Annotated in this window: 7 protein-coding genes and 3 rRNA genes; 5 read left to right on the forward strand and 5 right to left on the reverse strand. The window is 65.6% G+C overall.

Annotated features, from left to right (window positions below):
* The first annotated feature begins 4 nt into the window (after positions 1–4).
* From OG746_RS01395 to OG746_RS01410, 4 genes are all read left to right on the forward strand, one after another.
* Positions 5–697: a DUF4129 domain-containing protein gene (locus OG746_RS01395; RefSeq protein WP_266710924.1), complete on the forward strand. Its 693-nt coding sequence runs from the start codon at positions 5–7 to the stop codon at positions 695–697.
* A gap of 227 nt (positions 698–924) precedes the next feature.
* A complete protein-coding gene (locus OG746_RS01400) occupies positions 925–2,070 on the forward strand; it encodes a DUF4350 domain-containing protein (protein ID WP_266718645.1) in 1,146 nt (381 codons plus the stop codon).
* Positions 2,070–3,059 (forward strand): AAA family ATPase, encoded by a 990-nt coding sequence (locus OG746_RS01405; protein WP_266710925.1) that lies wholly within the window; start codon positions 2,070–2,072, stop codon positions 3,057–3,059. Before OG746_RS01400 ends, OG746_RS01405 begins: the two co-directional genes overlap by 1 nt.
* 29 nt (positions 3,060–3,088) lie before the next feature.
* On the forward strand, positions 3,089–4,399 hold the full coding sequence (locus OG746_RS01410) for a DUF58 domain-containing protein (RefSeq protein ID WP_266710926.1): 1,311 nt from the start codon (positions 3,089–3,091) through the stop codon (positions 4,397–4,399).
* Positions 4,400–4,484: 85 nt separating this feature from the next.
* Here the strand turns inward: OG746_RS01410 and rrf are convergent.
* From rrf to OG746_RS01430, 4 genes are all read right to left on the reverse strand, one after another.
* Positions 4,485–4,601 (reverse strand): 5S ribosomal RNA (gene rrf / locus OG746_RS01415).
* An 88-nt stretch (positions 4,602–4,689) separates the two neighbouring features.
* Positions 4,690–7,812, reverse strand: a 23S ribosomal RNA gene (locus tag OG746_RS01420).
* A 314-nt stretch (positions 7,813–8,126) separates the two neighbouring features.
* Positions 8,127–9,652, reverse strand: a 16S ribosomal RNA gene (locus tag OG746_RS01425).
* The 16S, 23S and 5S rRNA genes sit together here, the layout of an rRNA operon.
* A gap of 586 nt (positions 9,653–10,238) precedes the next feature.
* Positions 10,239–11,246 carry a stage II sporulation protein M gene (locus tag OG746_RS01430; RefSeq protein ID WP_266710927.1) on the reverse strand — a complete coding sequence of 336 codons (1,008 nt, stop codon included), beginning with the start codon at positions 11,244–11,246 and terminating at the stop codon, positions 10,239–10,241.
* A gap of 105 nt (positions 11,247–11,351) precedes the next feature.
* Here OG746_RS01430 and OG746_RS01435 point away from each other — a divergent pair, with 105 nt between their 5' ends.
* Entirely contained in the window at positions 11,352–12,347 is a 996-nt protein-coding gene (locus tag OG746_RS01435; RefSeq protein WP_266710928.1) for an RDD family protein, read from the forward strand.
* A gap of 10 nt (positions 12,348–12,357) precedes the next feature.
* Here the strand turns inward: OG746_RS01435 and OG746_RS01440 are convergent, their stop codons facing one another.
* Positions 12,358–12,972, reverse strand: a complete 615-nt coding sequence (locus tag OG746_RS01440; protein ID WP_266710929.1) for a hypothetical protein — start codon at positions 12,970–12,972, stop codon at positions 12,358–12,360.
* Positions 12,973–13,114: the final 142 nt, after the last annotated feature.

A 13,114-nucleotide genomic window follows, 5' to 3' on the forward strand; every position in this document is an offset into this window, starting at 1 on the left:
TGACGTGAGCGCACTTGGGGGAGTGCTCCACACGACGATCTCGTCGGTCCTCACCGGCGGCGAAGAGCCGCCGGTGAGGATCCCGCGCGACCCCGCGCGCGAAGCGGCGAAACGCGAGCTGTCCAAGCCCGCGTACCACCAGGACGACCCGAACTGGTTCATGCGCGCCCTGAACAAGTTCTGGGACTGGATCGACGAGCTCTTCTCCGCCGCGTCCGGCGCCGCCCCCGGCGGCGCCGTCGGCCTGCTCGTGATCCTGCTGGCCGTCGTCGCCGTGGCGGCCGCCCTCTGGTGGCGCCTCGGCACACCGCGCCGCTCCCCCACCTCCGCGCCCCCGCTCTTCGACGACCGCCCGCGCAGCGCCGCCGAACACCGCGCGGCCGCCGAGGCGCACGCCGCCCAGGAACACTGGAACCAGGCCGTCCAGGAACGGATGCGCGCCCTGGTCCGCTCCCTGGAGGAGCGCGCCCTCCTCGACCCGCGCCCCGGCCGCACCGCCGACGAGGCCGCCGCCGAAGCGGCCCGCCCGCTGCCCCAGCACGCGGACCGCCTCCGCGCGGCGGCCCGCGACTTCGACGACATCGCGTACGGCGGCCGCACCGCGACCCCGGAGACGTACGAGCGCCTGTCCACCCTGGACACCGAGGTGGAACGCACCACCCCCACGCTCACCCCCACCGCGGGAGCGCCCCGGTGACCGAACCGACCGACCCCCGCACCCCGAACTCCGGCCGCAGCGGCGGCGACCGCACGCCCGACCGGCCCCGGCCCGCCACCGCGCACCCGATCAACCCACCGGGCCACCAGCCGGAATCCGAGCCCGGAACACACCCCGGAGCCCCCACCGCCACGACGACCCTCACCGCGCCCCCGTCGCCCCCGGCCCCCGAGGGCACCACCTCCAGCACGCCCACCGCCCGCCAGATCTGGACCCGCACCCGCGGCATCGCCCTGGCCCTGGTCTTCCTCTTGGTCGCGGCCGTGGCCATCGCGGTGGTCCGCTCCGGTGACCAGCACGGCGCCCTCGATCCGCGCTCCGCCGACCAGCGCGGCAGCCGCGCCGTCGCCGAACTCCTCGCCGACCGGGGCGTCGACACGCGCGTGGTCACCACGACCGCCGAGGCCCGCGCGGCGACAGGCCCCGACACCACCCTCCTGGTCGCCGCGCCCGACCGGCTCACGGCACGCCAGCAGTCCCGGCTCCAGGCCGCCACCGTCGACTCCGGCGGCCGCACCGTCCTCGTCGCCCCCGGCGCCGCCGCGGTCGACATGCTGGCCCCCGGCGTCGCCACCGACCCCGAGCCCGCCGCCGACAAGCCCCTCGCGCCCGGCTGCGCGCTGCCCGAGGCCCGCCGCGCCGGCCCCGCGGACACCGGCGGCCACCGCTACAGCAGCACGCTCGCCGGCGCCGACTCCTGCTACCCGAGCTACGGCTCCCCCACGCTCCTGCGCCTTCCGTCCCCCGCCGGCGAAGGCGACACGGTCGTCCTCGGTTCCCCCTACATCCTTCTCAACGACCGCCTCGACGAACAGGGCAACGCCTCGCTCGCCCTTCAACTCCTCGGTTCGCGCCCTCATGTGGTCTGGTACCTCCCCTCCCTCTCCGACGACTCGGCGGCCGACGGCGCGCAGAACGACCGCAGCTTCGTCGACCTGATCCCCAAGGGCTGGCTCTGGGGCACCCTTCAGCTCTTCATCGCGGCAGCACTGGCCGCACTGTGGCGCGCACGCCGCCTGGGCCCCCTGGTCCAGGAGCGCCTGCCCGTCGCGATCCGCGCCTCCGAAACCGTCGAAGGCCGCGCCCGCCTCTACCGCAAGGCGAACGCCCGCGACCGCGCCGCCACGGCCCTACGTATCTCCACCCGCACGCGCCTGGCCCCCCTCATCGGCGTCCCCGTCTCCCAGGCCCACTCGCCCGAGACCTTCCTCCCGGCCCTGGCACGCCAACTCCCCACGCCCGCCCGGGACCCGCACACTCTCCTCTTCGGCCCGCCCCCCGCGACCGACGCAGCACTCATCGCACTCGCCGACCACCTCGACGCCCTCGAAAGTGAGGTACGGAACCCATGATGGACCCGACCACTGACAACGCCGGGCCCACGACGGATCCCCGCAGCTCAAGGGCGTCTTTGGAGGCCCTGCGTACGGAGATCGCCAAGGCCGTGGTCGGCCAGGACTCCACCGTCACGGGCCTCGTCGTGGCCCTCCTCTGCCGCGGCCACGTTCTTCTCGAAGGAGTGCCCGGCGTCGCCAAGACACTCCTCGTACGCGCCCTGGCCTCGTCCCTCGAACTCGACACGAAGCGCGTACAGTTCACCCCCGACCTGATGCCGAGCGACGTGACGGGCTCGCTGGTCTACGACACCAACACCGCTCGCTTCTCCTTCCAGCCGGGCCCGGTCTTCACCAACCTTGTCCTCGCCGACGAAATCAACCGCACCCCGCCCAAGACCCAGTCCTCCCTCCTCGAAGCGATGGAGGAGCGTCAGGTCACGGTCGACGGCACGGCGCGCCCGCTCCCGGACCCGTTCATGGTGGTCGCGACCCAGAACCCGGTCGAGTACGAGGGCACCTACCCCCTCCCCGAGGCCCAACTGGACCGCTTCCTCCTCAAGTTGAACGTTCCGCTGCCTACCCGCCAGGACGAGATCGACGTCCTGACCCGGCACGCCTCCGGCTTCAACCCCCGCGACCTGCACGCAGCGGGCATCCGCCCGGTGGCCACGGCAGCCGACCTCGAAACGGCCCGCGCGGCAGTCGCCAAGACAACGGTCTCCCCGGAAATCACCGCCTACGTAGTCGACATCTGCCGAGCGACCCGCGAATCCCCGTCGCTCACCCTCGGCGTCTCCCCACGAGGCGCCACGGCCCTCCTCGCCACCGCCCGCGCCTGGGCGTGGCTGACCGGCCGCGACTACGTCACCCCCGATGACGTCAAGGCCCTCGCCCTCCCCACCCTCCGCCACCGCATCCAACTGCGCCCGGAGGCCGAAATGGAGGGCGTCACCCCGGATTCCGTCATCAACGCGATCCTGACCCACGTCCCCGTCCCCCGCTGACCCGACGCCCGACGGAGGACGACACGACAATGGCACTGACCGGACGCACGGCCCTTCTCGCAGCCCTGGGCTCCCTCCCCGTCGGCATCTGGGACCCCAGCTGGACCGGCATCCTGGCCGTCAACACCCCGCTGGCCCTGGCCTGCGCGTGCGACTTCGCCCTGGCCGCCCCCGTACGCCGCCTGCGCCTGACCCGCTCGGGCGACACCTCCGTACGTCTCGGAGACCCGGCCGACGTCACCCTCACGATCACCAACCCCGCGCGCCGCCCCTTGCGCGCCGCCCTCCGCGACGCCTGGCCGCCGAGCAGCTGGCACTCCGGCATGGAGTACGAGTCGTCCCGCCACCGCGTGAACATCCCCGCCGGCGAAAGGCGCCGCGTCACGACGCGCCTCCAGCCCACCCGCAGAGGCGACCGCACGGCCGACCGCGTCACCATCCGCTCCTACGGCCCCCTCGGCCTGTTCACCCGCCAAGGCACCCACAGGGTCCCCTGGACGGTCCGTGTCCTGCCGCCCTTCCACAGCCGCAAGCACCTCCCCTCCAAGCTGGCCCGCCTCCGCGAACTCGACGGCCGCACCAGCGTGTTGACCAGGGGCGAGGGCACAGAATTCGACAGCCTCCGCGAGTACGTTCCCGGAGACGACACCCGCTCCATCGACTGGCGCGCAACGGCCCGCCACTCCGCGGTGGCCGTCCGCACGTGGCGCCCGGAACGCGACCGCCACATCCTCCTGGTCCTCGACACCGGCCGCACCTCCGCCGGCCGAGTCGGCGACGCCCCGCGCCTCGACGCCTCCATGGACGCCGCTCTCCTCCTGGGCGCCCTGGCCTCCCGAGCCGGCGACCGCGTGGACCTGCTGGCCTACGACCGCCGCACCCGCGCCCTGGTCCAGGGCCGAACCGCAGGCGACGTCCTCCCCGCCCTGGTCAACGCCATGGCCCCACTGGAACCAGAACTGATCGAAACGGACGCCCGAGGCCTCACGGCAACGGCCTTGCACACAGCGCACCGCCGATCCCTCATCGTCCTTCTTACGTCCCTGGACGCGGCCCCCATCGAAGAGGGCCTCCTCCCCGTGCTCTCACGTCTCACGAAACGCCACACGGTCGTCCTGGCATCGGTTGCCGACCCCAAAGTCGAATCGATGACATCGGCCCGGGGCACCACAGAAGCCATCTACGACGCCGCGTCAGCGTCCCAGGCAAAGGCCGAGCGCCTACGCACAGCCGAACAACTCACTCGCCACGGCGTCACCGTCGTGGACGCCACCCCATCCGAATTGGCCCCAGCCCTTGCGGACGCCTACCTGGCCCTGAAATCCGCCGGCCGCCTTTAAGAAAGAGGGGGCGTTCCCCAAAACGCTCCTGAAACGCAGAAAAGCCCCGGACCGTATCCCGGTCCGGGGCTTTTCTATAAAATTTGTTCGGCGGCGTCCTACTCTCCCACAGGGTCCCCCCTGCAGTACCATCGGCGCTGTGAGGCTTAGCTTCCGGGTTCGGAATGTAACCGGGCGTTTCCCTCACGCTATGACCACCGAAACACTATGAAACTGTCAACCGGAGCCGTGGCACATGGCTACGACGGTTGTTCGTGGTTTCAGAACCAACACAGTGGACGCGAGCAACTGAGGACAAGCCCTCGGCCTATTAGTACCGGTCACCTCCACACCTTGCGGTGCTTCCAGATCCGGCCTATCAACCCAGTCGTCTACTGGGAGCCTTAAACCCTCAAAGGGGGTGGGAATACTCATCTCGAAGCAGGCTTCCCGCTTAGATGCTTTCAGCGGTTATCCTTTCCGAACGTAGCCAACCAGCCATGCCCTTGGCAGGACAACTGGCACACCAGAGGTTCGTCCGTCCCGGTCCTCTCGTACTAGGGACAGCCCTTCTCAATATTCCTACGCGCACAGAGGATAGGGACCGAACTGTCTCACGACGTTCTAAACCCAGCTCGCGTACCGCTTTAATGGGCGAACAGCCCAACCCTTGGGACCGACTCCAGCCCCAGGATGCGACGAGCCGACATCGAGGTGCCAAACCATCCCGTCGATATGGACTCTTGGGGAAGATCAGCCTGTTATCCCCGGGGTACCTTTTATCCGTTGAGCGACGGCGCTTCCACAAGCCACCGCCGGATCACTAGTCCCGACTTTCGTCCCTGCTCGACCCGTCGGTCTCACAGTCAAGCTCCCTTGTGCACTTACACTCAACACCTGATTACCAACCAGGCTGAGGGAACCTTTGGGCGCCTCCGTTACTCTTTGGGAGGCAACCGCCCCAGTTAAACTACCCATCAGACACTGTCCCTGATCCGGATCACGGACCCAGGTTAGACATCCAGCACGACCAGAGTGGTATTTCAACGACGACTCCACAACCACTGGCGTGGCCGCTTCAAAGTCTCCCACCTATCCTACACAAGCCGAACCGAACACCAATATCAAACTATAGTAAAGGTCCCGGGGTCTTTCCGTCCTTCTGCGCGAAACGAGCATCTTTACTCGTAGTGCAATTTCACCGGGCCTATGGTTGAGACAGTCGAGAAGTCGTTACGCCATTCGTGCAGGTCGGAACTTACCCGACAAGGAATTTCGCTACCTTAGGATGGTTATAGTTACCACCGCCGTTTACTGGCGCTTAAGTTCTCAGCTTCGCCACACCGAAATGTGACTAACCGGTCCCCTTAACGTTCCAGCACCGGGCAGGCGTCAGTCCGTATACATCGCCTTACGGCTTCGCACGGACCTGTGTTTTTAGTAAACAGTCGCTTCTCGCTGGTCTCTGCGGCCACCCCCAGCTCATGGAGCAAGTCCAATCACCAGGAATGGCCCCCCTTCTCCCGAAGTTACGGGGGCATTTTGCCGAGTTCCTTAACCATAGTTCACCCGAACGCCTCGGTATTCTCTACCTGACCACCTGAGTCGGTTTAGGGTACGGGCCGCCATGAAACTCGCTAGAGGCTTTTCTCGACAGCATAGGATCATCCACTTCACCACAATCGGCTCGGCATCAGGTCTCAGGCACAAGCTGTCCGGATTTACCTAGACAGCGCCCTACACCCTTACCCCGGGACTACCATCGCCCGGGCTGGACTACCTTCCTGCGTCACCCCATCGCTCACCTACTACCAGCTTGGGCCGGCGGCTCCACCACTTTCCATTCCCCGAAGGGTCCGGAACGGCTTCACGGCCTTAGCATCACTGGATTCGATGTCTTTCGCGTCACAGCGGGTACCGGAATATCAACCGGTTATCCATCGACTACGCCTGTCGGCCTCGCCTTAGGTCCCGACTTACCCTGGGCAGATCAGCTTGACCCAGGAACCCTTAGTCAATCGGCGCACACGTTTCTCACGTGTGTATCGCTACTCATGCCTGCATTCTCACTCGTGAACCGTCCACAACTACCTTCCGGTGCTGCTTCACCCGGCACACGACGCTCCCCTACCCATCACAGCGGGCGTTGGCCCTATAGCTGCAATGACACGACTTCGGCGGTACGCTTGAGCCCCGCTACATTGTCGGCGCGGAATCACTTGACCAGTGAGCTATTACGCACTCTTTCAAGGGTGGCTGCTTCTAAGCCAACCTCCTGGTTGTCTCTGCGACTCCACATCCTTTCCCACTTAGCGTACGCTTAGGGGCCTTAGTCGATGCTCTGGGCTGTTTCCCTCTCGACCATGGAGCTTATCCCCCACAGTCTCACTGCCGTGCTCTCACTTACCGGCATTCGGAGTTTGGCTAAGGTCAGTAACCCGGTAGGGCCCATCGCCTATCCAGTGCTCTACCTCCGGCAAGAAACACACGACGCTGCACCTAAATGCATTTCGGGGAGAACCAGCTATCACGGAGTTTGATTGGCCTTTCACCCCTAACCACAGGTCATCCCCCAGGTTTTCAACCCTGGTGGGTTCGGTCCTCCACGAAGTCTTACCTCCGCTTCAACCTGCCCATGGCTAGATCACTCCGCTTCGGGTCTTGAGCGCGCTACTAAATCGCCCTATTCGGACTCGCTTTCGCTACGGCTTCCCCACACGGGTTAACCTCGCAACACACCGCAAACTCGCAGGCTCATTCTTCAAAAGGCACGCAGTCACGACGCAAGGAACAAGTTCCTTGCGCGACGCTCCCACGGCTTGTAGGCACACGGTTTCAGGTACTATTTCACTCCGCTCCCGCGGTACTTTTCACCATTCCCTCACGGTACTATCCGCTATCGGTCACCAGGGAATATTTAGGCTTAACGGGTGGTCCCGCCAGATTCACACAGGATTTCTCGGGCCCCGTGCTACTTGGGTGTCTCTCAAACGAGCCGTTAATGTTTCGACTACGGGGGTCTTACCCTCTACGCCGGACCTTTCGCATGTCCTTCGCCTACATCAACGGTTTCTTACTCGTCTCACGGCCGGCAGACCGTAAAAGAGAGATCCCACAACCCCGCACACGCAACCCCTGCCGGGTCTCACACGTATACGGTTTGGCCTCATCCAGTTTCGCTCGCCACTACTCCCGGAATCACGGTTGTTTTCTCTTCCTGCGGGTACTGAGATGTTTCACTTCCCCGCGTTCCCTCCACACTGCCTATATATTCAGCAGCGGGTGACAGCCCATGACGACTGCCGGGTTTCCCCATTCGGAAACCCCCGGATCAAAGCCTGGTTGACGACTCCCCGGGGACTATCGTGGCCTCCCACGTCCTTCATCGGTTCCTGGTGCCAAGGCATCCACCGTGCGCCCTTAAAAACTTGGCCACAGATGCTCGCGTCCACTGTGCAGTTCTCAAACAACGACCAACCACCCGTCACACACCAAGAACCTTGGTGCTTCACCGGGGCCGGCACTGAAGGCGACCTCACGGCCGTACCTTCAGATACCCAACAGCGTGCCCGACACCCTCACCACTCGTGATCAGCTTTCCACGCTCCGAAGAGCAGTACTTGCAGCCCGAGATGACTGACGGTGCCGAATAATCAACGTTCCACCCATGAGCAACCACCGTCGAACGTTTGCCGACGTAGTGGCCTCTGACCTCGTCCCGAAGGACTCGGTAAGAAGTGCTCCTTAGAAAGGAGGTGATCCAGCCGCACCTTCCGGTACGGCTACCTTGTTACGACTTCGTCCCAATCGCCAGTCCCACCTTCGACAGCTCCCTCCCACAAGGGGTTGGGCCACCGGCTTCGGGTGTTACCGACTTTCGTGACGTGACGGGCGGTGTGTACAAGGCCCGGGAACGTATTCACCGCAGCAATGCTGATCTGCGATTACTAGCAACTCCAACTTCATGGGGTCGAGTTGCAGACCCCAATCCGAACTGAGACCGACTTTTTGAGATTCGCTCCACCTTGCGGTATCGCAGCTCATTGTATCGGCCATTGTAGCACGTGTGCAGCCCAAGACATAAGGGGCATGATGACTTGACGTCGTCCCCACCTTCCTCCGAGTTGACCCCGGCGGTCTCCTGTGAGTCCCCATCACCCCGAAGGGCATGCTGGCAACACAGAACAAGGGTTGCGCTCGTTGCGGGACTTAACCCAACATCTCACGACACGAGCTGACGACAGCCATGCACCACCTGTACACCGACCACAAGGGGGCGCCTGTCTCCAGACGTTTCCGGTGTATGTCAAGCCTTGGTAAGGTTCTTCGCGTTGCGTCGAATTAAGCCACATGCTCCGCTGCTTGTGCGGGCCCCCGTCAATTCCTTTGAGTTTTAGCCTTGCGGCCGTACTCCCCAGGCGGGGCACTTAATGCGTTAGCTGCGGCGCGGACAACGTGGAATGTTGCCCACACCTAGTGCCCACCGTTTACGGCGTGGACTACCAGGGTATCTAATCCTGTTCGCTCCCCACGCTTTCGCTCCTCAGCGTCAGTAATGGCCCAGAGATCCGCCTTCGCCACCGGTGTTCCTCCTGATATCTGCGCATTTCACCGCTACACCAGGAATTCCGATCTCCCCTACCACACTCTAGCTAGCCCGTATCGACTGCAGACTCGGGGTTAAGCCCCGAGCTTTCACAATCGACGTGACAAGCCGCCTACGAGCTCTTTACGCCCAATAATTCCGGACAACGCTTGCGCCCTACGTATTACCGCGGCTGCTGGCACGTAGTTAGCCGGCGCTTCTTCTGCAGGTACCGTCACTTTCGCTTCTTCCCTGCTGAAAGAGGTTTACAACCCGAAGGCCGTCATCCCTCACGCGGCGTCGCTGCATCAGGCTTTCGCCCATTGTGCAATATTCCCCACTGCTGCCTCCCGTAGGAGTCTGGGCCGTGTCTCAGTCCCAGTGTGGCCGGTCGCCCTCTCAGGCCGGCTACCCGTCGTCGCCTTGGTGAGCCATTACCTCACCAACAAGCTGATAGGCCGCGGGCTCATCCTTCACCGCCGGAGCTTTTAACCCCCATCCAGGAGAATGGGAGTGTTATCCGGTATTAGACCTCGTTTCCAAGGCTTGTCCCAGAGTGAAGGGCAGATTGCCCACGTGTTACTCACCCGTTCGCCACTAATCCACCCCGAAGGGCTTCATCGTTCGACTTGCATGTGTTAAGCACGCCGCCAGCGTTCGTCCTGAGCCAGGATCAAACTCTCCGTGAATGTTTCCCCGTCATCGGGGTGACACACACGAGAGCGGAACAGTCGGAGGAATAATCCGACCGTTCACAGCGTCCTCGCTGTGCGCCTGCCGACCAGAAGGCCTGCAGGACTTTTCAAAGGAACCTCGCCCCAGCAGATGCTGGAGACGGGGTATCAACATATCTGGCGTTGATTTTTGGCACGCTGTTGAGTTCTCAAGGAACGGACGCTTCCTTTGTACTCACCCTCTCGGGCTTTCCTCCGGGCGCTTCCCTTCGGTATTTCGTGTTTCCAACTCTACCAGATCCGTTTTCCGTTCCGTTTCCGGTTCGGATTTCATTTCCGGTGGCCGTTGGAGGGCCTTTGCCTTTCGGCGGTGCCGACTTTATCAGAAGTTTTGGGCCGGTCTGACCGGCTCAGGGTTTCCGATTAATCGGGAGGGGCTTCTCGAAAGAATTGAATTTCGTGAAGCGAGCTAGATACTAGCCGTTGCAATCGAACCTGTCGAGTTCGGGGCAACTGTTCGAATCTACCTCCCCGGTCTGTCCGTGTCAACGGTCTTTCCGGGGCGAAGAGGAGACTAGCAGGTCAGCGGGGCGCTCGCACATCAGGCGGCCGTGGGCAGCAGCGCACTGCGCTCGTCCGTGGCCACATCGCCCGTTTCGCCCTCACGAACCGCTCGGCCGCCGAGGACATAGACGTACGCCAGGAAGGCCAGCTCTGCCGCGATGCCGATGGCGATGCGGGCCCAGGTCGGGAGGCCGGAAGGGGTGACGAAGCCTTCGATGGCCCCGGAGATGAAGAGGACCAGGGCCAGTCCGATGGCCATGCCGAGGGCCGCGCGGGCCTCTTCGGCCAGGGCTGTTCTGCGCGTACGGGGGCCCGGGTCGATCACGGTCCATCCGAGGCGGAGGCCGGTCCCGGCCGCTACGAAGACCGCGGTCAGTTCGAGCAAGCCGTGCGGGAGGATCAGCCCCAGGAAGGTGTCGAGGCGGCCGACGGAGGCCATCAGGCCGATGCCCACACCTACATTGAGCATGTTCTGGAAGAGGATCCACAGGACCGGCAGGCCCAGGAAGACGCCCAGAACAAGGCACATGGCAGCGGCCTGAGCGTTGTTCGTCCAGACCTGGGCGGCGAACGACGCGGCCGGGTGGCTCGAGTAGTACGTCTCGTACTGCCCTCCGGGGCGGGTCATCTCGCGGAGCTCGGAGGGGGCTGCGATGGAGGCCTGGACATCGGGGTGGGTGCCGATCCACCAGCCGATGAGGGCGGCTATCGCGGTCGACAGCAGCGCGGTGGGTACCCACCAGTGGCGCGCCCTGTAGACGGCTGCCGGGAAACCGTGGGTCAAGAAGTGCGTGACGTCGCGCCATGAAGCACGGCGGGTACCCGTCACCGCACTACGCGCGCGGGCCACGAGTTGGGTGAGGCGGCCGATCACCCGGGGGTCCGGTGCGCTCGACTGGATGAGCGAGAGGTGGGTGGCGGTGCGCTGGTACAGGGTCACCAGTTCGTCCGCCTCTGTGCCGGTGAGGCGGCGTCGACGGCGCAGCAGGGCGTCCAGTCGGTCCCACTCGGCCCGGTGGGCGGACACGAAGACGTCGAGGTCCATCCGGTCTGCTGCTCCTCGCTTTCCGGCACCTGTACGGCGCGATGGTCCTTCAGCTTGGCAGACTGGCGGTTCCTGGGGCAGCTCGTTGAAGGGTGGGTGGCCGGCGTGAGTGAGCTGGTGACGGGTGAGGCGGTGGCGCTGGAGCTTCGGCCCGCGAAGCTGCCGAGTCGGGCGCTTGCGGTGCTCATCGATCTGGCGGTGGCGTTCGCCGTCTATATCGCGGTGACCATGGCCTTCGCGGCTGCGACCGCTTCGCTCGACGACGCGGCGGTCGCGGCCGTCGCGGTGGCGACGTTTCTGTTGGTGCTGGTCGGGATCCCGATCGCCGTGGAGACGTTGAGCCATGGGCGGTCGCTGGGGAAGCTCGCGTGCGGGCTGCGCGTCGTGCGGGACGACGGTGGGCCGATCCGGTTCCGGCATGCGTTGGTGCGGGGGGCTGTCGGGGTCGTGGAGATCCTCATGACCTTCGGGGTCGTGGCGTGCATCGCTTCGCTCGTGTCCGCGCGGGGCCGGCGGGTCGGGGACGTGTTCGCCGGGACCCTCGTCGTACGGGAAAGGGTGCCGACCGGGCAGTTGGCGGGCGTGCCGCCTCCCCCGCCGTGGCTGGTGGGAAGGTTCACCGAGCTGGATCTGTCGGCCGTGCCGGAGGGGCTGTGGCTCGCGGTGCGGCAGTACCTGACGCGGATGGGGCAGTTGGATCCGCAGGTGGGGTGGGGGATTGCCGAGCGGCTCGCGGATGAGCTCGCCGCGCACACGGGGGCGCCTGTGCCGAGTGATGTGCCGCCCGCCGCGTTCCTGGCGGCCGTGACGCACGAGCGGCAGTCGCGGGAGGCTCAGCGCGCGTTCGGAGCGAGCGCCGCCGCGGGTGGTCAGGCGGCTTCCGGCGTGGCTGGTGCGGCTCCCGGGCCGTACGGCGGATACCCGGAGGCCGCAGGGCCCGTGCCGCCCGCGACTCCCCTCGCTCCTCCTGTTCCTCCGGCCCCCGCAGCAGGCCCGGCCGGCTCCCCCGCGCAGCGCCCGGGCCCGACCCCGGCCGACAACCCCCCGGCGGGATCCGGGAGTTCGGACCGACCGGCTACCGGGTTCGTGCCGCCGGCCTGAGCGCGCGCCGTCAGCGGAACGCCGACGGCGGGGTCTCGAGGGCCTCCAGCTCGATGCCGGGGGCCGCGAGGACCACGTCGCCGCTGATGTGGACCGTCTGCTGCTCCCCCGTGTCCAGGGCTGTGACCTGGTATTCGTCCACGGTCAGAGGTCCGTTGTCAGTGGCGTGTGCTTCGCTGTTCAGCAAGGTCCAGGACTGGTCCAGAGTGCGCGGCGCAAGGACGGGATCCGTCAGGGCGACGAGGCGGACGCGGGTCGGAGGGGAAGCGGGGGTGAGACCGAGCAGACGTGCGGTGGCGATGAGGAACGCGGGGGATGTTCCCGTGAACGCGTGCGCGGGGGCGTTTCCTTCGGTCGCGTGAGTGCCGGTGGGGTCGGTGCGGACCCATGTGACGCCGTCGATGGCGGCGCCTCTCACCTGCCAGCTCGCCGCATTCAGTTCGAGGCGGATGGGGCGGCCGAGTTCGTCGAGGGCGAGGTCGATCGAGCCGGCGTGGTCGCCGGAGGGGGTGGTCCGTTGCGCTACGTAGCGCCAGCCGGAAGGGCCGGGCGCGCACTGGAAGTGTTCTTCGCCGAGGGGGGTGTGATCGTGCAGATCGTGGAGCGAATAACGGCCGCGGGGCATGGCGTTCGTGGAGTCCTCTGTCTGGCCTGGTGACGGCCGCCGTCGGGTGCGGCGTCGGCGGTCGTCGAAGGACGTGTCCACCGTAGCCAGCGGTGTGCGCGGACACGGGACAGGCCCCCGACACGGGGGTGCGGGGGCCTGT

This window comes from Streptomyces sp. NBC_01016 (assembly GCF_026341035.1).
GTDB lineage: Bacteria > Actinomycetota > Actinomycetes > Streptomycetales > Streptomycetaceae > Streptomyces.